This window comes from Kribbella sp. NPDC005582 (genome assembly GCF_040605415.1).
Classification (GTDB): Bacteria; Actinomycetota; Actinomycetes; order Propionibacteriales; family Kribbellaceae; genus Kribbella.
Map to the genome: position 1 here is coordinate 123,360 of NZ_JBEXCU010000009.1, position 20,187 is coordinate 143,546.

General features: G+C 68.4%; 19 protein-coding genes. 1 reads left to right on the forward strand and 18 read right to left on the reverse strand.

Going from position 1 to position 20,187, the window contains the following annotated elements:
* Positions 1-27: 27 nt before the first annotated feature.
* The 18 genes from ABZS29_RS36255 to ABZS29_RS36340 form a co-directional block, all read right to left on the reverse strand.
* Positions 28-1,239 (reverse strand): acyl-CoA dehydrogenase family protein, encoded by a 1,212-nt coding sequence (locus ABZS29_RS36255; protein ID WP_355469197.1) that lies wholly within the window; start codon positions 1,237-1,239, stop codon positions 28-30.
* The gene (locus tag ABZS29_RS36260; RefSeq protein ID WP_355469199.1) at positions 1,239-2,543 is read right to left on the reverse strand and encodes an acyl-CoA dehydrogenase family protein; all 1,305 of its coding nucleotides are present in this window, start codon (positions 2,541-2,543) and stop codon (positions 1,239-1,241) included. The genes ABZS29_RS36255 and ABZS29_RS36260 overlap by 1 nt, the downstream gene beginning before the upstream one ends.
* Before the next feature lie 103 nt (positions 2,544-2,646).
* Positions 2,647-3,882 (reverse strand): sigma-70 family RNA polymerase sigma factor, encoded by a 1,236-nt coding sequence (locus ABZS29_RS36265; protein WP_355469201.1) that lies wholly within the window; start codon positions 3,880-3,882, stop codon positions 2,647-2,649.
* 29 nt (positions 3,883-3,911) lie between these two features.
* A complete protein-coding gene (locus ABZS29_RS36270; RefSeq protein WP_355469203.1) occupies positions 3,912-4,937 on the reverse strand; it encodes a DUF4037 domain-containing protein in 1,026 nt (341 codons plus the stop codon).
* An 11-nt stretch (positions 4,938-4,948) separates the two neighbouring features.
* Positions 4,949-5,353, reverse strand: a complete 405-nt coding sequence (locus tag ABZS29_RS36275; RefSeq protein WP_355469205.1) for a TIGR03668 family PPOX class F420-dependent oxidoreductase — start codon at positions 5,351-5,353, stop codon at positions 4,949-4,951.
* Positions 5,350-6,945, reverse strand: coding sequence for an NAD(P)/FAD-dependent oxidoreductase (locus ABZS29_RS36280; protein ID WP_355469206.1), 1,596 nt, complete (start codon positions 6,943-6,945; stop codon positions 5,350-5,352). Before ABZS29_RS36280 ends, ABZS29_RS36275 begins: the two co-directional genes overlap by 4 nt.
* A 2-nt stretch (positions 6,946-6,947) precedes the next feature.
* Positions 6,948-7,202: a type II toxin-antitoxin system RelE/ParE family toxin gene (locus ABZS29_RS36285; protein WP_355469208.1), complete on the reverse strand. Its 255-nt coding sequence runs from the start codon at positions 7,200-7,202 to the stop codon at positions 6,948-6,950.
* On the reverse strand, positions 7,199-7,453 hold the full coding sequence (locus ABZS29_RS36290) for a type II toxin-antitoxin system Phd/YefM family antitoxin (protein WP_355469210.1): 255 nt from the start codon (positions 7,451-7,453) through the stop codon (positions 7,199-7,201). The genes ABZS29_RS36285 and ABZS29_RS36290 overlap by 4 nt, the downstream gene beginning before the upstream one ends.
* A 32-nt stretch (positions 7,454-7,485) precedes the next feature.
* Positions 7,486-8,304: a CoA ester lyase gene (locus ABZS29_RS36295; protein WP_355469212.1), complete on the reverse strand. Its 819-nt coding sequence runs from the start codon at positions 8,302-8,304 to the stop codon at positions 7,486-7,488.
* Between the two features lie 17 nt (positions 8,305-8,321).
* On the reverse strand, positions 8,322-9,509 hold the full coding sequence (locus ABZS29_RS36300; RefSeq protein WP_355469214.1) for a CoA transferase: 1,188 nt from the start codon (positions 9,507-9,509) through the stop codon (positions 8,322-8,324).
* A complete protein-coding gene (locus ABZS29_RS36305) occupies positions 9,506-11,494 on the reverse strand; it encodes an SUMF1/EgtB/PvdO family nonheme iron enzyme (RefSeq protein ID WP_355469216.1) in 1,989 nt (662 codons plus the stop codon). Before ABZS29_RS36305 ends, ABZS29_RS36300 begins: the two co-directional genes overlap by 4 nt.
* Entirely contained in the window at positions 11,491-12,390 is a 900-nt protein-coding gene (locus ABZS29_RS36310; RefSeq protein ID WP_355469218.1) for a ribokinase, read from the reverse strand. Before ABZS29_RS36310 ends, ABZS29_RS36305 begins: the two co-directional genes overlap by 4 nt.
* Positions 12,380-13,669, reverse strand: coding sequence for an ADP-ribosylglycohydrolase family protein (locus ABZS29_RS36315; RefSeq protein WP_355469220.1), 1,290 nt, complete (start codon positions 13,667-13,669; stop codon positions 12,380-12,382). Before ABZS29_RS36315 ends, ABZS29_RS36310 begins: the two co-directional genes overlap by 11 nt.
* Positions 13,666-14,796, reverse strand: coding sequence for an ADP-ribosylglycohydrolase family protein (locus ABZS29_RS36320; protein ID WP_355469222.1), 1,131 nt, complete (start codon positions 14,794-14,796; stop codon positions 13,666-13,668). Before ABZS29_RS36320 ends, ABZS29_RS36315 begins: the two co-directional genes overlap by 4 nt.
* Entirely contained in the window at positions 14,796-16,079 is a 1,284-nt protein-coding gene (locus ABZS29_RS36325; protein WP_355469224.1) for a sugar ABC transporter substrate-binding protein, read from the reverse strand. Before ABZS29_RS36325 ends, ABZS29_RS36320 begins: the two co-directional genes overlap by 1 nt.
* An 8-nt stretch (positions 16,080-16,087) precedes the next feature.
* Positions 16,088-16,921 carry a carbohydrate ABC transporter permease gene (locus ABZS29_RS36330; protein WP_355469226.1) on the reverse strand — a complete coding sequence of 278 codons (834 nt, stop codon included), beginning with the start codon at positions 16,919-16,921 and terminating at the stop codon, positions 16,088-16,090.
* Positions 16,918-17,802: a sugar ABC transporter permease gene (locus tag ABZS29_RS36335; protein ID WP_355469228.1), complete on the reverse strand. Its 885-nt coding sequence runs from the start codon at positions 17,800-17,802 to the stop codon at positions 16,918-16,920. The genes ABZS29_RS36330 and ABZS29_RS36335 overlap by 4 nt, the downstream gene beginning before the upstream one ends.
* Positions 17,799-18,788, reverse strand: coding sequence for a LacI family DNA-binding transcriptional regulator (locus ABZS29_RS36340; protein WP_355469230.1), 990 nt, complete (start codon positions 18,786-18,788; stop codon positions 17,799-17,801). Before ABZS29_RS36340 ends, ABZS29_RS36335 begins: the two co-directional genes overlap by 4 nt.
* 161 nt (positions 18,789-18,949) lie before the next feature.
* Between ABZS29_RS36340 and ABZS29_RS36345 the strand changes: the two genes are divergently transcribed.
* The gene (locus ABZS29_RS36345) at positions 18,950-20,089 is read left to right on the forward strand and encodes an LLM class flavin-dependent oxidoreductase (protein ID WP_355469231.1); all 1,140 of its coding nucleotides are present in this window, start codon (positions 18,950-18,952) and stop codon (positions 20,087-20,089) included.
* Positions 20,090-20,187: the final 98 nt, after the last annotated feature.

Sequence of the window (20,187 nt, forward strand, 5' to 3'; positions counted from 1 at the left end):
GTTGCAGCTTGGTGCAAATCCCTGCGGCTATTTCAGCTCGGCGGACGTCTTCCCGAGGAGCCTGCGGGCCACGATGAGCTGCTGGATTTGCTGGGTGCCTTCGAAGATGTCGAGGATCTTGGAGTCTCGGGACCACTTTTCGAGGAGGTGGGACTCGGAGTAGCCGAGGGTGCCGGCTAGTTCTACGCAGCGGAGGGTTACTTCGTTGGCGGTGCGGCCGGCTTTGGCTTTGGCCATGGAGGCTTGGAGGGAGTTGGGGCGGGCGTTGTCGGCCATCCAGGCGGCTTGGAGGGTGAGGAGGTGGGCGGCTTCCCAGTCGGCTTCGAGCTGGAGGTAGGTGGCCGCGGCGGCTGGTTGGCGGTGGGTGGGGCGGTCGTAGTCGATCTCGACGCCGGCTTCGGCGAGGAGGTCGCGGGTCAGTTCTAGGGAGGCTCGGGCTACGCCTACGGCCATGGCGGCGACGAGGGGGCGGGTGTTGTCGAAGGTTTGCATGACGCCGGCGAAGCCTTTGCCGGGGTCGATGTCGGGTGAGCCGAGGAGGTTGGCGGCGGGGACCCGGCAGTTGTCGAAGCGGATGGTGGCGGTGTCGGAGGCGCGGATGCCGAGCTTGTGCTCGAGGCGCTCAACGGTGACGCCGGGGGTGTCCTTGGGGACCACGAAGGACTTGATCGCGGCGCGGCCGGCGGACTTGTCGAGGGTGGCCCAGACGACGACGGCGTCGCAGCGGCCGCCGGCGGTGACGAAGATCTTTTCGCCGTCGATGATGTAGTCGTCGCCGTCGCGGCGGGCGGTGGTGCGGATGCTGGCGGAGTCGGAGCCGCATTCGGGTTCGGTGATGGCCATCGCGGCCCAGACGCCGTCGAAGCGGCGGAGTTGTTCGTCGGAGGCGACCGATGCGATTGCCGAGTTGCCGAGGCCCTGGCGCGGCATCGACAGCAGCAGGCCGACGTCGCCCCAGCACATCTCCATGATGGAGAGCACTGAGGACAGGTTCGAGCCGTTCTTCACGCCGGAGTCTTCACTGCCTTCGGTACGGCGGACGCCGGACGCGCCGGCGCCGGATCCGTTGCCCGAGGCCCCTAAGCCGTCGACCATAGCGGCGAGCATGTCGAGCTCGACCGGGTACTCGTGCTCGGCGAGGTCGTAGCGGCGGGAGTTCGGCCGGAGCATCTCGGCGGCGACCTGGTGCGCCTGGTTGACGAAGGCCCGGAACTTGCGGGGCGTTTCGAGGTTGATCATCAGACCAGCACCGCGCCTTCCATGATGCCGATGGCCCGCAGGTCGCGGTACCAGCGTTCGACCGGATGTTCCTTCACGAATCCGTGCCCACCTAGCAGCTGTACGCCGTCCGTACCGATCTGCATGCCCTTGTCGGAGCAGAGGCGACGGGCCAGCGCGACCTCGCGGGCGAACGGGAGTCCTTGCTCAGCACGTGATCCGGCGCGGTACGTGACCAGACGCATGCCTTCGAGCTCGATCGCGATGTTTGCCACCATGAAGGCGACCGACTGACGGTGGCTGATCGGCTCACCGAACGCCGTGCGCTCATTCACGTACGGCGTCACATAATCAAGCACCGCTTGAGCCGTACCGAGGGAGAGCGCGCACCAGCCGAGTCGCGAGAGCCGGACGCACTCGGTGTAGTCCTCGAAGGTGCCGAGCTGCACAGCCGGTACGTCGTTCAGGATCAGGCGACTGAGTGAGGCCGCGCGGAGGCCCATCGAGGGCTCGGCCTCGATCGTAACGCCGGGGTGCCCGGACTCGACCAGGAACAGCGCGGGACCGCGGTCCTCGACCTGCGCCGCGATGACGAACAGTTCGGCGTCGGCGCCACGCGGGACCAGCGACTTCACACCGGTCAGCTTGCCGCCGGTCACCCGGGTCTGCAGGTCGAACGGGTCGAAGAGCGGACGCGGCTCCAGGATCGCGAGCGCGGCGGCCGGCGCCGAGTCGCCGGTGAAGGCCGGGAGGTACGTCGCCTGCTGGGTCTCGTCGCCCCACAAGGAGATCGCCGTACTGACCGCGGCCGGGGCGAGGCACGCGACCGCCTGGCCCATGTCTCCGTGGGAGAGCGCTTCCGCGACGAGTACGCCGGTCATCGCCGATCGCTCGGTGACGATGCCGCCGAGCTCCTCCGGCACCTCGATCAGGCTCAGCCCGAGCTCGGATGAGGCGGTCAACACCTTGGGCTGGGTCGCGCAGTCGGTATCCGCGACGGCAGCGGCCGGGCGCAGCACCTCGGCCGCGAACTCGCGCACCACCTCGACGACCGTCTGCTGGTCCTCGGTCGGCGTCAGGTCGAACTTCCCGGTCCCGCGTGCCGACGGCAGCCGAGACGGTTTCGCCAGCTTCGAGGCGGCCGAGAAACTCCGGGAGAGCGCTCCCGCCGTCCGGAAACCGCTCTTCGTCGCCTCGAACACCACCCGCTCGGTCTGCTTGCGCCACCCGAACCGGTCGATCGTCCGCGACTTCGCCAGTCGGTTCAGGAAGGCAACGCCGACCCCGATGACGTCCCGGCGCCGTTCTCGCTCCAGAAGGCTCATACCTGCAACTGTAAACCGAAGTTACAACCGGAGTCACGTGACCCGGGCCACACCGAAGCGCCCGCTCACCCGGCATGCAGCGGAATCTGTAGTACCCGGGGGCTCAGGAGGTGAGGGCGTCGGCCTTGGCGGTGAGGTAGCGCTGCTCTGGCAAGCTCGTCGTACGGCGGGCTGCCGCGACGTACAGGTCGTGCGCCTCAGCGAGGTTCCCGGCGCGTTCGTGCAGATGCGCGCGGACGGCGTCCAGGCGGTGCGACTCGGTCAGGCTCTTGTTGTCGTCCAGCGTGGCCAGCAGATCCAGACCAGCCTGCGGACCCTCGACCTGGGAGAGCGCGATGGCTCGGTTGAGCGTGATCATCGGGTTGGGCGTGAGCTTTTCGAGGATCAGGTAGAGCGCGTGGATCTGCGGCCAGTCGGTCGCGTCGGCGCTGGGCGCCTCGGCGTGAATGGCGGCGATCGCGGCCTGCACCTGGTACGGCCCGACTCCCCCGCGCGCCATCGTCTCGAGAATGAGGGTGGCGCCTTCCTCGATCTGGGCGCGGTCCCAGAGAGCGCGATCCTGCTCGTCGATCGGGATCAGCGAACCGTCGGCCGTGCTGCGCGCGGCCCGGCGGGAGTCGGTCAGCAGCATCAGCGCGAGCAGACCGGCGACCTCGCCGTCGTCGGGCAGCGCGGCACGCAGCATCCGGGTCAGCCGAATCGCTTCGGCGGTCAGCTCGACCCGCTGCAGGGACTCACCGGAGCTCGCCGTGTAGCCCTCGTTGAAGATCAGGTAGAGCACCTGGCGTACGACGCGCACCCGCTCCGCGAGCTCGTCGGCCGGCGGCAGTTCGAAGGTGCTCCCGGCCGCCTTGATACTCTTCTTGGCCCGGCTGATCCGCGGCGCCATCGTTGCCTCAGGCACCATGAAGGCCCGGGCGATCTCGGCCGTCGTCAGACCGCCGACCGCACGCAACGTGAGCGCGACCTGCGAGGCCGGCGTGACCGCCGGATGACAGCAGAGCAGGAGCAGCGTGAGCGTGTCATCCTCTTCAGGAGAATCAAGCCTGTCAGCACCGGGAGCAACCAACTCCTCCGTCCCAGCCATCGCTGCCACGGAGTCCTCACGCCGACGCCGCGCGCTCTCACTGCGGAACTGGTCGGTCAGCCGCCGCGTCGCGACCGTGATCAGCCAGCCCCGCGGATTCTCCGGTACGCCGTCCGTCGGCCACTGCGTCGCCGCCGCGAGCAACGCCTCCTGAACCGCGTCCTCGCACAGATCGAACTGCCCGTAACGCCGCGTCAGGAACCCAAGCACCTGCGGCGTCAGCTCTCGCAGCAACTCCTCCGTGCCCGTCATCCCACCCTCCAGCGCTCACTCGACGGTCCTCAGTCTGCCACCCCACGGTAGGCACCGATCAGCCGACGGTACGCCGACGGGTTGCTCAGCAGGTCGGTGTTATCGGCGAACTGATCCACCGTCCCGACCAACGGCAATCCCCGCAGCCTGGCATCGGCGACCGTCGCCAGACAGGCCGCCGCGAACCGCTCGGCACCGAGCACCAACGCCGGCCGGTCGTGGAACGCCCGCGCCGAGGGATCGACAGCCGGCGTGATCGCCAGCGCGTTGTGCCGCTCCCCCAGCAACCGGTACGCCGTCGTCAACGCACGCTCGCGATCCGGATAGTTGTCAGCAGCAAGTACGTCGGCCAGCGCGCGATCGAGACCGTCCGCGTGACCGAGCCGGGCGAACGCCGTACCGAGCCATTTCGAGTACGGCGCGTAGACGCGGGACTGCAGCAACGCCAGCCGCATGAGGTCCCGGACCAGCCGAGCCGCGAGCACCCGCGACCCCAGTTCGTCCCCAACCTCGTTGGTGCGCTGGACGAACGGCTCCTCCTGACCGATTCGCGACCACTGGCAGGCCATCGACCACCGCCAGATCTCGTCCGGATACCACTCCACCGTGGAGCGGATCCGCGCCAGGCGCCCGTCGTCGGCGTACACGGGACCGGCGACGACGCCGAGCAGCAACTGCTGTGGCGTGATCAACCAGTCAGCGTCGTTGATTCCGGCCGAGGCATCGAATCCGAGCAGACCGACGAGCCAGTCGCTGACCGTCGTCACGGTGATGTGGTGGATCGGCTCCTGCGTGTCCCACCCGAACCGGACCGGATGGCCGTCGTACGAGTCGGGTAGCGCTCTCTCAATCACGCCCCGCACGATGGCGGGCTCGTCCACGAACACCTGCAGCCGCGGTCCCCAGCCGTGGTCCATCGACCGCTCGGTGTCATATCCGAGGACATCTGATCCCCAGCCAAGCAGCCCGGCCGCATGCGGTACGTCGACCATCGGCCGAATCACGTCCGCGTAGAACGCCGCGCTGAGCTCCCGAGCCGATCTGAATCCGGTCATCGGGCCATCATTCAGGCGAACGCCCAGCCGCTCCAACGATTTACCCGCACGACGATCACCGGTCCCTGCGGCGGATCGGCGACGTACTGCGGATACTTCGCCACCAACACCTCGGGCGCCGGGACCTCCAGCACCTCGGCGGTCCCGTCGGCGCGGACCCACCAGAGCTGCGTCCAGTCGGCGTCGTCGTACTCGTCGACCAGCAGCGTCACCGCAGGATTGGCGGCGATGTTCTGCAGGCGCCGGAGGTTCACCGAGGCTTTGGGTTTGTGGTCGACGGCGATGAAGACCTCGTCGCCGGCGACTGCAAAGGTGACCGGAACCAGGTGCGGTACGCCGTCCGCGCCGACTGTCGCGAGTCGGGCGACCCGCGCGACGGCGAAACGGGTTCGGCAGGTCGGCTCGGGCAGCTTCACTTCTGCAGTCGGCGCAGGGCGGCGGCCGGGATCGACCGGGTGACCGGACCGAGCAGGGACGCATCGCGCAACGCTGTCCGGGCGGCGAGGTGACCGCAGGCACCGTGGACGCCGCCGCCAGGGTGGATCGCCGACGAACCCAGGTACAGGCCGGTGACGAAGGTGCGCGGGCTGCCGAGCCCGATCGTCGGCCGGAAGATCAACTGCTGCTGGAGTTGCATGGTTCCGCCGCCGAGCGCACCGAAGCCCAGGGCGGCGTTGCCCGCCTCGAGCGCACTCGGCCGCTGCACCTCGCGATCGATGATCAGCGAACCTAAGCCAGGCGCGAACCGTTCGATCGCGCGCTCCATCCGCCCGGCCAGCTTCCCGGCCACCTCGTCGTCGGCGATCCCGCGCGGCAGATGCGCATACGCCCACACCGCCTCAGTACCTTCCGGCGATCGCGACGGATCCGACTTCGTCGTCTGCCCGATCAGCAGGAACGGCTGCGACGGCAACCGCCCGGTGTCCAGATCGGCCGACAGATGCACCAGCTCATCGGCCGTACCACCCAGGTGGACGACGCCGGCCGTTCGCGCCTCGGCGGCCGTCCACGGGATCGGCCCGCTGAGCCGGAGGTTCAGTTTGACGGTCGGATAGTCCCACTCGAACCGCTCGTCCAGGTCCCGCCGGAGCCCGGCCGGGATCGCTGCCCCAGCCAGCAGTACGTCGTACAGCGCGGGTGCCGAGGTGTCCGCAATCACGGCCCGCTGCGCCGCGACCCGCTCCCCCGACGCAGTCCGTACGCCGGTCGCCCGGCCACCGGAAACGTCGATCGACGTGACCGGCGTACCGGCGGCGAACAGCACGCCCGCCCGTTCGGCCCGCGCCACCAGAGCGCCGGAGAACGCACTCGATCCACCGACCGCGACCGGATAACCGACGTCCTGCGCCAGCATCGCCAGCAACCAGCCCATTGTCCCGCTGACGCTGCCCGACAACGGGGTGTCGGCATGCAGCGCGTTCCCCGCGAGCAGCGCTGCACCGCGCGGCCCGGCGAACAACTCCTGCCCCATCCGATGCATCGGCATCGCCATGAACCGCGCGAACCGCAGCAGCTCTCCCGCCGACCCCAGCTTGCGGGCCAGCTTGAGGCCTGGCACCACCGGCGGCCACGTCGTGAGCAGCGACTTCAGCAGCGGTTCCCGCAGCGCGACGTACTGCTGGTACAACCGCAGCCACGCCTCGCCGTCGCCCGGGTGGTCGGCGCCGACCGACTTCGCGGTGTCCTCGGGGTCGGGGTGGATCGCGACCGCCGTACCCTCGTCTGCGTCGAGCAGGTGCGCCAGCGGTAGCGGCGCGTGCCCCCACTTCAGCCCGAACCGCTCGAGCTCGAGCGCCCGGATCACCGGCGACGCGACGCCCAGCGGGTAGTTCGAACTGAACCGGTCGCTGATCCAGCCGTCGGCGGAGGTTGAGCGGACGGCACCACCGAAGGTGTCCGCGGCCTCCAGCACCAGAACGTCCCAACCGGCGTCGGCCAGCGCGATCGCGCTCACCAGCCCGTTCGGGCCCGAACCGATCACCACGGCGTCAACACTGCGCGGCAGCATGCTTACGACCTTAGCTGGCCCGCGTGAATCACCACGATCACGACAGACTGGGCGTAGATGTCATAGAGGACACGAAACCGGCCGACGTCGAGGCGCCGGATTCCGGGCGAGCCGAACTCGACGGACCAATCGGGCCGCGGTTCGTCCGCGAGCGTGTCGATCGCGGACATGAGTTCCTCGAGCCCGTCGGGGTCCTCGTCGAGGTATCCCGCGGCCTGGTCCAGAGCGCGTTCGCTCCAGACGACCTGATAGGTCACGCCTGGCTCATGCCAAGCCGGCGCCTAACGTCCTCGTGCGGGACGGTCTGCACCTGCCCGGTCGCCTTCGCGGCCTGATACAGCGCGACGGCCAACTGGTCTTCGATATCGGACAGCTCCTGAGCGGAGATGATCACCGCGGCGGCCTCGCCGTGATCGGTGATCGTCGTCCGTTCGCGGCGGGTCGAGGCACGGCGCACCAGCGACCCGAGCTGGCCGCGGGCCTCGGTGATCGGCAAGGTGGCACTCATGCACAGAACTGTACACTTCCTGACACAGCCTGCTAAGGCCTGAGCTCGATCTCCCGTGCGAGCGCAACCACCTCTCGAGCGCGCCCGATCATCGCCGGATCCACCATCCGCCCGTCCGGCAGCACGACCACGCCACCCGCCGCATCCAGAGCGGCGAGCAACTCAGCGGCCGCAGCGACCTGTACGGCGCTCGGCGTGAAGCACTCGACGATCGTCGCCAACTGTCTCGGGTGGATCGCCATCCGGCCGACGAACCCGAGCGCCCGCCCTTCGGCACACGTCTGCCGGAGCCCATCCACGTCATCGACCCGCGCATGGACCGACATCATCGGAGCGCCGAGACCGGCCGCTCGCGACGCCGACACCAACCGCCCGCGCGCCCAGGCCAAGCCCTCCGACCCGTCCACGCCGAGCGAGCTCCGCAGGTCCGCCTCGCCCAGCGCAACCGCAACCAGCCGTGGATCCGCCGTAGCGATCTCGAAGGCGCGCTCCAGCCCGAGCGGTGACTCGATCAGCGCGGTGATCTGCGCCGACGGCACCTGCTCGAGCACGCGGTGGACATCCGCAGCGCTCTCCACCTTCGGCACGCGCAACCGAATCTCCGGTATGGCGGCCACCGCAGCAAGGTCGTCCGCAAGCCATGGAGTCCCTGGCGCATTGACGCGCAGTTCCAAGCGCGGGTGGGCGCGCTCGAGCAGCTCGACATCCTGGTGCGCCGCGATCCACTCCACCGCCGACTCCCGGGCCGCGGCCTTCGCCTCAACCGGTACGGCGTCCTCCAGATCAAGCACGACCAGATCGGGGCCCGCGGCAACCGCTTTGCCGAACCGCTCCGGCCGATTCGCCGGCACGTACAACCCCGTCAGCACTAGACCACGCCAGCCGCACGAAGCGCGGCGACCTGTTCGGCAGTGACCCCGATCTCCGCCAGCACCTCATCGGTGTTCGCCCCATGCGGCCGCCCGGCCCAGCGAATCGAGCCCGGGGTCTCCGACAGCCGGAACAGCACGTTCTGCATCTCCACCGGGCCACCCAGCTCATCGTCGTCAACGGCAACGATCGTCTTCAGGGCGGCGTACTGCGGATCGGCAACGATCCCCCGGATGTCGTGCACCGGCCCGACCGCGGCCTCGGCCTTCTCGAACGCGTCCATCACTTCATCGAGCGGTCGCGCAGCGATCCAGGATCCGACTGCCTCATCCAGTTCGTCTGCGTGCTCGGCGCGCTCGCGGCCGGTCGCGAACCACGGCTCGGCCACCAGGTCCGGCCGGCCGACGAGTGCCACCACCCGCTCCGCGATGCTCTGCGAGCTGGTCGAGACCGCCACCCACCGCCCGTCCAGGGTTTGATAGACGTTGCGCGGCGCGTTGTTCGACGACCGATTCCCCAACCGCGGCTGCACGTACCCCGTCTGCTGGTACGCCGTGATCCCGCCACCCAGCATCATCAGAATCGGCTCGATGATCGCCATATCGATCACCTGCCCGGCCCCCGACCGATCCCGCTCCCGCAGCGCGACCAGTACGGCGTACGCCGTGGCCAGCGCGGTGATCCCGTCCGCCAGCCCGAACGGCGGCAGCGTCGGCGGTCCATCCGGCTCACCAGTCACGGCCGCGAACCCACTCATTGCCTCGGCCAACGATCCGAACCCGGGCCGGCGAGACCACGGTCCGACCTGGCCGAACGCCGTCACCCGCGCAATGACCAGCCGCGGATTCGCCTCCAGCAGCACGTCAGGCCCGAGACCCCAGCGCTCCAACGTCCCTGGCCGAAAGTTCTCGACCAGTACGTCCTGATGCCGGACCAGCTCAAGGAACACGTCCCGCCCCTGCGACAGGTCGAGCGTCGCGAGCCGCTTGTTCCGGCCGAGCGTCTTGAACCACAACCCGATGCCGTCCTTCGAGGCACCGTGGGTCCGGGCCGCGTCCGGTCGCGCCGGATGCTCGATCTTGGTGACATCGGCCCCGAAATCACCGAGGAACGTCGCCGCCAGCGGTCCCGCGAACAGCGTCGCCGCCTCGAGCACCTTCACCCCGTCGAGTGGAGCAGACCTCATCCCGCACACCTGAAGCCGATGGTCTCCGACCGGTCGAGACCACCACCGGTCAGCACCAGCTTGAAGCTCACTTCCGGTTCGCGCGGACCGCCGTCGGCGTACCAGTCGGAGCCCTCGGCAACATAGTGCGAGCCGCCCTTCAGGATGCAGAACCGGCTGCGGCCGTCGCGGTGTTCGCTCTCGGTCAGGTTCCAGACCACCGGTTCGGCGCGAGTGAACCCGTCGAGCCCAGCGGCAACCTGCCATTCGTCCTCGGTCGGCAGCCGACCGCCACGCCAGGCCGCATAGGCCCGCGCATCCGGCAGATCGACGTACGTCACCGGCTGATCGTGCGTGCCCGGCGCCGGCGCACCATCAACCCAATGCGCCAAGAACCGATTCGAAACCAGCGGCCGATACCCCGTCGCCCTCACGAACTCGAAGTACTCCGCGTTCGTGACCTCGGAGACCGCCACCGAGATCCCCGGCAGCGAGACGTCGCGCGCCACCGTGCGCAGGTCGTGCAAGCGAGGCGGCAGCGGCTTCCACTCGTCCACGTACGGCGCCTGGTCGTACAGACCGGTCTCCCGCCGCCGATGCCGCACGGTCAACGTGCAAGGCCCAGCCGGTACGTCGACCACCGGCCCGATCGACGCCGTACCGGAGACCGTTGGCACCGGCAACCGTTCCGCCGGCCGCATCGGAAAGGCGGAATCGGCAACATGTGGGCGTGGCATCGTTCCCAGCTTGCGTGCCGTCGCGCGGCAACTCGCTCCCGCGGTCGCGCCGACGCGGACGATGCCAGTCACGCCACGACCCGGCACCACGAGATGAACCCCGTCGTCGGTCGCCGTGATCGGTACGCCGGAGGTCACGTCGTACCAGTCGCCGACCTGATCCTCCGACCGCAGCACGATGCCTTCGAAGTCGTCCTCGTGCCGGTTGATCAGCGTCCAGAACGTGATGTCCTGCAGGTCGAACCGCGACCCGTAGACACCATGCGTGCGAGCCTTGTCCGGGATCTCCGGCGTCAGCTGGATCCAGTCGCCGTCGATCAGCACCGGCGCGAACGCGCGCTGCGCGGTCACCATCCGGCGCAAGGTCGAACGGTCGCGCGCGTTCCAGCCGACCCAGCTGGAGAAGACCGACTCCCAGACCAGGATGCCGACGCCGTTGATCCACGCGGACTGCAATTCGGCGCTGTGATCACGGTGCCAGCGACGCGTGTGGTGCATCATGTGCCGGCGCTCGAACAGGTGCGCTCGCAGCACGCCAGGCGCCTGGGTGTCGGCGAACCATTGCGCCCAGGACAGCGCGTGATCGCTGATCCTTGCCATCGGCAACCGAGACTCGCCTTCCAGGGCGATCGCCGGGTTGGCGGCCCGCAGCGCGCGAGTGAAGGTCGGGTCGCCTTCCTTCAACGTGTCCAGGAAGACGCCGTCGACGTCGTAGTCCGTGATCAGTGCCGCGAACTCCTCGGCGTCCGATCGAGCAGCCCGTCGGGTCCCGACATCCCAGGGGTTGTAGTCGAAGAACACCTTCACACCAAGGCGATGCAGGTCGTCGATCAGCTCGCGCAGTCCCGGCACGTCGCGGTAGAAGTCGAACTGGTTGCGCGAGTCGATCCCGATCACCGGGTAGGCGTGCCACAGCACGATCGCGTCGTGACCGCCGAACTCCTCGACCCCGTGCCGGACGAACTTCTCCGGCGTGAACCGGCCGGTCGAGACGTCGTACAGCAGGTCGTCCCAGAGCCAGACCAGCGCCACCGAGTACGCCGTCTGGGTCCACTCGCGACCGGGCACCGCGTACTGCGCGTCGTTGTACGGCGTCCGCTCGTAGGAGCCGATCAGCCACTCGGCCAGCTTGGCGCGCCAGCGCGGCAGGTCTGCCGGGTCCTCCGGCGCACCGAGGATCTTCGCATCGTCGAGAAAGGACAGATCGGTCCGGAACCCAAGATCCACCCGGGCGGGCAGGTCGATGGGCCTCGGTTCGAGCGGACTCACAGATACACCTCCGCATAACGCGCGTCGATCGCATCCCCGTGAGGCACCGAGGCAATGGCTCCCGCGGTCTGAACACTCAATGAAGCAGCTACGGTAGCGCGTCGGACCGCGTTCGTCAGGTCGCGGGGTGTAATCGGGTCGATAGCTGAGACGGAAGACAAGGTTGCCGCGAGCACCCCGCAGAAGGTGTCCCCCGCGGCCGTGGTGTCGACCACCTCCACCGGTACGCCGGGGACCGCGATCTCGTCGTTGCCGCGAGTCAGGATCACCGCGCCGGCGCTGCCCAAGGTGACCACCGCGGCCGGGACCAGCTTCAGCAACGCGGACCGGTCCGCACCGGCGATCACCTCGGCCTCGCTCTCGTTCACCACGAGAAGATCGATATCGGCGAGCAGCCCGGTCGGCAATTCGGCGGCCGGGGCCGCGTTCAGGATGAAGTACGAGCTGGTCGCGGCGGCCTCCTGGACGGTCTCCATCGGAATCTCGAGCTGGGCGAGCACGATCTTCGCGCCGCCGATGACGTGGGCCGCCTCGGGCGTCAGCGCCAGCTCGCCGTTGGCGCCGGGCGCGACGACGATCGAGTTCTCGCCGTTCTCGTCGACCGTGATGATCGCCGTACCGGTCGGGGCGTCGGAGGTGGTCACCAGCGACAGGTCGACCCCGGCGTCGGCCAGCGTCTCGCGGAGCAGCGCGCCGCCGTCGTCGGCGCCGAGCGACACGACCATGGCCGTCCGTGCGCCGGACCGGGCACTCGCGGCGGCCTGATTGGCGCCCTTGCCGCCGGGGCCGCGGGTCATCACGCCCGCGAGCACCGTCTCGCCGGGGCGCGGGATGCGCCGCACCGGGAGCACGAGATCCACGTTCGCACTCCCCACGACGACAACGTCAGGCTCCACCCCGGGCCACCTCCACAGTCCTGTCCGCCAGCTCGTCGATCGCTACTCGGTGCATCCCCGGCAGGCTCGTGTCCACCCGGTTCTTCAGTGGTGCAGACCACTTTGCCGGAACTCCCCCGACGGCGCCAAAAACAGCACCGACCGTCGCACCCACGGAGTCCGTGTCCCAGCCTGCCATGACCGAGCGGCCAACCGCGGTCGTGAAGTCGGGCGCCGTGAGGGCGAATCCGGTCAGTGCCGAATTGTTCACGGCATGTACCCAGTGCAGACCGCCGTACTCCTTGTGGAGCGCATCGAGTGCATCGTCGAGCGAGTGGTCCGCCAGGGCGAGCCCGAAGCGGACCGCACGGGAGATGGCACCGTCCACCGGTATCACCTCCAGCCCGGCCAGCGCAGCCTCGACCGGCGAGTCGACCACCATCGCGGCCGCCGACATCGCAGCCACCCAGAGTGCGCCGTCCACGCCGGCCCCGGTGTGGCTCAGCCGCGCGTCCACGAGCGCCAGCCGGGCGGCCGCCGTACGGTCGCCTGGGTGGGTCCAGCCGTAGACGTCGGTCCGGATCTGGGCGCCGATCCACTCCCGGAACGGGTTGCCGACGACGGCCGCCCGGGCGGGCTCGACGCCGTTGAGGAGATTGCGGTAGGCAACCCGTTCGGCGGTGAACACGCGCGCCGCGGGGAGGTCCCGCAGCCAGGTCTGGGCGACATCCTCGGTGGTCAGGTTGTCGCCGTACTGCTCGAGCATCCGCAGGGCGAGGATCGCAAAGTTGAGGTCGTCGTCCTCCGGCATCCCGTCGATCACCTCGCGCAGGCTGGTCGGCGCCGACGTGCGGTTCCACGGCCAGCGCTTGAGTACCTCGTCCGGTACGCCGACAGCCGTCACGTACTGCGTGAGCGGCCACTGGCCCGACGACTGCAGGATCTCCCGGATGCCCTCGCGCGGAATCTTCTCCACGGGTTTGCCGAGCAGGTTCCCGGCGGCCCGCCCGAGCCAAGCATCGCCGATCCGCTCCGTGGAACGGCCGAGCTTCGGCAACTCGGGGATCACGGGCTCGAGCCACTCCGGGGTCCGCGCATCGAGCTCGGCCAGGAGGACTCGCGCCAAGGCGCGCAATTCCGAACCCACCGGCTTGTCGGATGCGCCCGAGACCGGGGCCTTCACCGCCCCACCCGCCGCGACCCAGCGGGCCTGGACGTCAGCGACCTCCACACCCTCGCATCTGGACTGAACCAGCTGGTGCGGCAGCAGATCCTCCGGCTGCACCCACGTCAATCTCATCGAGTCAGATTCTCCAGTACGTCGCTCCGCCGCGCCCAGCGCCGCGCATCGGCCTCGTGCAGTTCGCGAGCCACCGACGCCATCAGGACGCCCGGCCGAACCAGGTCGGTCCGGCTCGCCTCGGCGACCTGGTTCGCCCAATCCTCCGGTACGCCGCTCAGTCCGCCGAGCGCACCGGTGATCGCACCGGCCATCGACGCGATCGAGTCCGCATCCCGGCCGTAGTTCGTGCCGCCGAGCACAGCCCGCCGTACGTCGCCTTCCGAGACCAGCACGAAGCCGAGCGCGACGGGCAACTCCTCGATCGCCTTGGTGCGGCTCGGCCGGCGAGCGTCCAGTGACTGATCGCGATAGTCGGGACCGACGCTGTCGAAGGGCTCGATCGCCGTGCGTAGCAAGGGAATCGCCTCTTCCCAGTCGGTCACCTCGCTTGCTGCTTCAGCCACGGCTTGGATCGCCTTCCGGGTACCGTCCTTCGCAACGGAGATCGCTGTCTCCACCACGTCGAATGTCGTTGCCCCCGGCACCATTGCGGCCGCGACGGCGGCGGCGAACACCCCGGCTGCCTCCCGGCCATAACTCGACTGGTGCGCGCCCGCGACGTCGATCGCCTCCGCGTACGCGCCCTCCGGATCGCCGGCGTTCGCGATCCCGACCGGTGCCATGTACATCGCCGCGCCGCAGTTGACGATGTTGCCGACGCCGGCCTCGCGCGGGTCGACATGTCCATAGTGCAAGCGTGCGACCAGCCACTTCTCGGCCAGGAAGACGCGTTGCAGCAATAGCGCTTCCGCCTCCAGCTCCGGCACCCAGCGGCGGCCCGTGATCATCTTCGGCACCAGCGATTCGGCGATCGCATAGGCGTCCAGGTGCGTACGGCGCTCGGCGTACACCTCGACGAGTGCGTGCGTCATCAAGGTGTCGTCGGTGATGTGCCCATCGCCCTTGTGGTACGGCGCGATCGGCCGGGCGGTGCGCCAGTCGTCGTACCAGGGACCGACGATCCCGGTCACCCAGCCGCCGTGCCGCTCCCGGATCGCCTCCGGCGTCCAGCCCTCGACGGCACCGCCGATCGCGTCACCGACGGCGGAACCGACAAGGGCACCTGTCGATTTATCTTCCAGCATCAGCTGTTGACCTGACCCCATCCGTCGCTCAGTTTCTTGCCCAAGGCACTCAGATCGGTCTTGTTCGCCAGGTACTCCTGCAACGCCGGCGTCGCGATCTGGTCCTTCCACTTCGGGTAGTTCTCCACGCTCTGGAACGGCGCCTTGGTCAGCTCGGCACCGCTGGCCAGTGTCTGCTGCCAGCCGTCCTTGCCACCGGTCGTCTTCAGGATCGCGTCCCGCGCCGCCTGCGTGGTCGGGATCAACCAGTCGCCTTGGCCGACCGCGGCCAGGTTCTCGGCCTTCATGAAGAAGTCGATGAACTGCGCGGCCTGCTTGACGTGCTTGCTCTCCGCCGGCACCGACAGCGTCTGCGGGTTGGCCGCCTGCTTGGCACTGGTGCCCTTCAGCGGCGGCAGTACCTCCCACTGGAAGCCCTTGGGTGCTTCGGCAACGATCTGCTGCGCGGCATAGTTGCCGCCGACCACCATCGCGTACTTGCCGGCGTAGAACCCCGGCAGGACGTCCGATCCGCTCTGCGTCAGCGAGGTCGGGTCGATCGATTTGTCGGTATAGGCCATCGCGTGGATCCGCTTCGGCACCTCGAGCTCGGCGTCACCGATCGCAGCCTTGGCGTCCCGCCCGGTGCCCTCGAAGAACTTACCGTCGAAGTTCATCCCGAGGTTGAGAACGGTCGCGGTCGGACTCTTCAGGCCCCAGCCAAGACCGTACTTCCCACCCGCGGTGAGCTTCTTCGCGTTGGCTGCCAGGTCGTCCCAGCTGAGCGAGTCCCCGGTCGCGGTAACACCGGCCTGCCTCAGCGCCGCGGTGTTGGCGAAGACGACGTACGACTGCAGGAGCGTCGGCGCCGCATACACCTTGCCGTCATTGGAGACCGTGTCCCAAACCCCTTGCGGTACGGCGTCCTTGGTCTCCTGACTCAGGTACGGCGACAGGTCCGCGAGATAGCCCTGGTTGATGAAACCGGTGATATCGGCGGACTCGTCGTGGATGATGTCCGGCGCGGTCCCACCCTGGAACTGGGTGACGAGCTGGTCGTGCACCGAGTCCCAGCTGCCCTGGACGTACTCGACCTGGATGTTCGGATTGGCGGCGTTCCAGTCCGCGACGATCTTCTTGGTCGCGGCGACCGTGGTCTTCTGGAAGGCGAGGCTCTGGAACTTCAGCGTCACCTTCTCGTCCGATCCCCCACCGCCGCCGCCACTGTCGCTGTTGCCACCACAGGCCGCAAGCGTCACCAGAGCGCTTGCCGCGAGCAACGCAGTGACTACTACCTTTTTCATGACCTCTCCTAACCTTTGACTGCGCCACTCAGCAGGCCGGAGGTCAGCCGGCGCTGCAGAAACGCGAAGAAGACGAGGCTCGGCACGGTCGCGAGCACCGACGCGGCGGCGAGCGGGCCGAACTGGACCTGCCCCTCCGCGCCGACGAACCGGGCGAGCACGAGCGGGAGCGTTTTGAGCTCGGGATCCTGCAGCAGGACCAGAGCGAAGAAGAACTCGTTCCACGCCGAGATGAACGTGAACATCGCGGTCGCGATCAGCCCCGGCCGGAGCAGCGGCATCACGATCGCGATGATGGTGCGGATCCGGCTCGCGCCGTCCACCGCGGCGGCCTCCTCGAGTTCGCGCGGGACGGCGGCGACGTACCCCTGGAGCATCCACAACGCGAACGGCAGCGACCAGACGAGATAGACCAGGACGACGCCGGGGATCGTGTTCGTGAGGTGCAGCGGGCGCAGGATCATGAACAGCGGGATCACGATCAGGATCACCGGGAAGACCTGGCTGACCAGGATCCAGCCGTTGGTGATCGGCCGGAGCCGGCTGCGGAACCGGGCCAGCGCGTAGGAGACCGGCAGCGCGACGATCAGGACCAGGATCGTGGTCAGGATCGAGATCTGCAGGCTGTTGCCGAGGGACCGGACCAGACCCTGCTCCTCCAGCGCGCTGGTGTAGTTCGAGAAGTCGATGTCCTTCGGGAGCAGCGTCGGGGTGATCGCGGCGAACTCGCGCGGGGACTTCAGTGAGCTGGAGATCAGCCACAGCAGCGGGAACGCGAGGAACACCAGGTAGCCGAGGACGGCGACGTACTGGAACAGGCGGGCGACCGGACGAGTTCTCATGCTTGGCTCCGGAGCCGGTTGCGCAGGTAGAAGGCGAGGAACACGATGATCACCACGACCATCACGTCACCCATCGCGGCGGCCATGCCGAAGTTCCCGTAGCGGAACGCCTCGTTGTAGGCGAACAGCATCGGCAGCATGGTCTTGCCGCCCGGCCCGCCCGCGGTGAGCACGTAGACCAGGCCGAACGAGTTGAAGTTCCAGATCAGGTCCAGGCTGGTGATCGCGACGATCACGGTCTTCAGCTGCGGCAGCGTGATGTTCCAGAACTGACGCCACGCACTCGCTCCGTCGACCGCCGCGGCCTCGTAGAGCGAGCGGTCTATCCCTTGTAACCCGGCGAGCAGGGTCACGGTGGTCATCGGCATTCCGACCCAGATCCCGACCACGATCACCGCCGGGAGCGCCGTACTGAAATCGCCGAGGAAGTTGATCGGGTGATCGGTCAGGTGCAGGTCCTGGAGGAGCTTGTTGACCGGGCCGTTGGTCGGGTGCAGCAGCAGCCGCCACATGATCGCGACCACCACCGGCGGCATCGCCCACGGGATCAGCGCGAGCGTGCGAGCGACACCGCGGAACCTGAGGTTGGTGTTGAGCAGCAACGCGAGACCGAGTGCCGCGACGAACTGCAGGATCGTGACCGACAGCGTCCAGATCACGCCGATCCGGAACGAGTCCCAGAACAGGTCGTTGTGCAGCAGCTTGCCGAAGTTGCCGAGCCCGATGAAGTCGGTGTCGACGCGCAGCCCGGCGCGCGCGTTGGTGAACCCGAGCACGATGCCGCGGATCAGTGGGTACACGCTGAGCAGCAGCACCGGGAGCAGCGCGGGCAGGAAGAGGAAGATCGCCTCGCGGTTCTGCTTCGGCCTGGTCGTCTTCATGTAGACCGCCGGACACTCAGCGACGGCTGGACGATGATCCGGCGCGGCGAGCGCTCTCCGTCCTCGATCCGGGCCAGCAAGAGTTCAGCTGCCCGGCGCCCGCGTTCGGCCGAGCCCAGGTTCACACTCGTCAACGGCGGGAAGCACTGCTCGGCCAGCTCACTGTCGTCCATCCCGACCAGCGCCACATCGTCCGGTACGGCGAGTCCCGCCGCAGCGAGCTCGTGCATCAGCCCGACCGCAAGCAGGTCGTTCGCCGCGATCACCGCATCAAACCCAGGGTGACCTTCGAGGAGTTGCCGGCCGGCGACCCGTCCGGCGGCGAAGGTGAAGTCCGTGGCCTCCACCGCGGCGACCGGCTGCAGCTTGTGGGCGCGCAGCGCATCGGCGAAACCTTTCGCGCGCGCCTCGCCCGGCACCGTGTCGGCAGGCCCGTTCAGGAACGCGATCCGCCGCCGCCCCCGCGACACCAGGTGCTCCACCGCCAGCGCCATGCCCTTCGGCGAGTTCGCACGCACGGTGTCCACCCCGGCTCGCGCCGGGACGTTACCGGCGACGACCACCGGTACGTCGCACTCCTGGATCGACTTGATCAGGTCGTCGTCGACGCGCAGCGGGCTGATCACCAGCCCATCGGCGTACCCGCGCGCCATCCCGCGGACCAGCGCGACCTCGTCGACCACGTCCGGCCCGGTCATCGTCACGACGAGCCGGTAGCCGGCCGCGGAGACAACCTCCTCGACCGCGCGCATCATCGTCACGTAGACGGGGTTACCGACGTCAGCCACGGCCAGCGTGAGCTGAAACGTCCGCCCGACCTTGAGCGATCGGGCCCGCGAATCCGGCACATAGCCGAGCTCGGCCACCGCCTGCCGGACCCGCTCGACCATCTCCTCGGTCGCGGGCAGATCGTTCAGCACCCGCGAGACCGAGGCCACCGACACACCGGCCGCCCGAGCCACCGCGGCAATCGTCGGACGACTCACCAGGTGCTCCCGTAATCGTTCTTGTAATCGTTTACAGAGCGACCATAAAGTCGCCGCCCCGCTGTCGTCAACAGCCCACATGCTGGGATCGGCACTCCCCGATCACAAACCCAACTAATCTCATCGACTTAATACTCTTGCCCTCCGGATGGAGTAGTTCGATGACCCTGACCTTTCACTGGTTCCTGCCGACCTCGGGCGACTCGCGCAATATCGTCGGCGGCGGGCACGGCGCGGACGTCGTGCACAGAGATCGCCGAGTGACCACGCGGTACCTGCGCCAGATCGTCACCGCGGCCGAGGAGCTCGGGTTCGTCGGCGCGCTGACTCCGACAGGTCTGTGGTGCGACGACGCATGGTTGTCAACGGCATCATTGTTGGATTCGACGGATCGGCTGAAGTTCCTGGTCGCGTTCCGGCCCGGGCTGCTCTCCCCCACGCTCGCTGCCCAGATGGCGACGACGTTCCAGAACCAGTCCGGCGGCCGGCTGCTGCTCAACGTGGTGACCGGTGGCGAACCGACCGAGCAGAAGGCGTTCGGCGACTTCCTCAGCAAGGACGATCGGTACGCGCGGACGGACGAGTTCCTGACGATCGTGCGCAAGCTGTGGGAGCACGGCGAGCCGTTCGACTATGCAGGTAAGCATTTGCGGGTCGAGCAGGCCCGACTGGTGTCAGTGCCTGACCCGACGCCGCCGATCTACTTCGGTGGCTCCTCCGCGGCCGCGGGTCCGGTCGCCGCGGCTCACAGCGACGTCTACCTGACGTGGGGCGAACCGCCGGCCGCCGTCGCCGAGAAGCTCGCCTGGATTCGCAAACTCGCTGCTGACGCCGGTCGCACCGTTCGCTTCGGCATCCGGCTGCACGTCATCACTCGCGACACCTCCGAAGACGCTTGGCGCGAGGCCCGTCGACTGCTCGACGCGCTACCGCCGGAGACCATCGCCCGCGTCCAGGAAGGCTTGCGTCGCAGCGAATCCGAAGGGCAGAAGCGCATGCTCGCCCTGCACGAAGGCCGCCCCGAAGACCTCGAGATCTACCCGAACCTCTGGGCCGGCGTCGGCCTCGCCCGCGGCGGCGCCGGTACCGCCCTCGTCGGCAGTCATCGCGAAGTCGCCGACCGCATCAAGGAGTACGCCGACCTGGGCATCGAAGAGTTCATCCTCTCCGGCTACCCGCACCTCGAAGAGGCCTACTGGTTCGGCGAATCCGTCCTACCACTCCTCGCCCGCGACAGCCTCTGGCAGCACCCCACCACAACCCTCACCACGCCGCCCCCCGCCGTACCCTTCGCCCCCTGACCCGCCACCCCACCTCCCGCACACAAGAACGGATATCCCCGCGCACTGCCCCTTCTCCACTCGTCTACAGGGGGAAGAACGGGCAACACGGACGGATA

Bases quoted from the DNA above. Each gene is read 5' to 3' on its own strand.
- ABZS29_RS36255 (WP_355469197.1), bottom strand. From the start codon at position 1,239: ATGATCAACCTCGAAACGCCCCGCAAGTTCCGGGCCTTCGTCAACCAG.
- ABZS29_RS36260 (WP_355469199.1), bottom strand. From the start codon at position 2,543: ATGAGCCTTCTGGAGCGAGAACGGCGCCGGGACGTCATCGGGGTCGGC.
- ABZS29_RS36265 (WP_355469201.1), bottom strand. From the start codon at position 3,882: ATGACGGGCACGGAGGAGTTGCTGCGAGAGCTGACGCCGCAGGTGCTT.
- ABZS29_RS36270 (WP_355469203.1), bottom strand. From the start codon at position 4,937: ATGACCGGATTCAGATCGGCTCGGGAGCTCAGCGCGGCGTTCTACGCG.
- ABZS29_RS36280 (WP_355469206.1), bottom strand. From the start codon at position 6,945: ATGCTGCCGCGCAGTGTTGACGCCGTGGTGATCGGTTCGGGCCCGAAC.
- ABZS29_RS36290 (WP_355469210.1), bottom strand. From the start codon at position 7,453: ATGAGTGCCACCTTGCCGATCACCGAGGCCCGCGGCCAGCTCGGGTCG.
- ABZS29_RS36300 (WP_355469214.1), bottom strand. From the start codon at position 9,509: ATGAGGTCTGCTCCACTCGACGGGGTGAAGGTGCTCGAGGCGGCGACG.
- ABZS29_RS36315 (WP_355469220.1), bottom strand. From the start codon at position 13,669: ATGAGATTGACGTGGGTGCAGCCGGAGGATCTGCTGCCGCACCAGCTG.
- ABZS29_RS36320 (WP_355469222.1), bottom strand. From the start codon at position 14,796: ATGCTGGAAGATAAATCGACAGGTGCCCTTGTCGGTTCCGCCGTCGGT.
- ABZS29_RS36325 (WP_355469224.1), bottom strand. From the start codon at position 16,079: ATGAAAAAGGTAGTAGTCACTGCGTTGCTCGCGGCAAGCGCTCTGGTG.
- ABZS29_RS36330 (WP_355469226.1), bottom strand. From the start codon at position 16,921: ATGAGAACTCGTCCGGTCGCCCGCCTGTTCCAGTACGTCGCCGTCCTC.
- ABZS29_RS36335 (WP_355469228.1), bottom strand. From the start codon at position 17,802: ATGAAGACGACCAGGCCGAAGCAGAACCGCGAGGCGATCTTCCTCTTC.
- ABZS29_RS36345 (WP_355469231.1), top strand. From the start codon at position 18,950: ATGACCCTGACCTTTCACTGGTTCCTGCCGACCTCGGGCGACTCGCGC.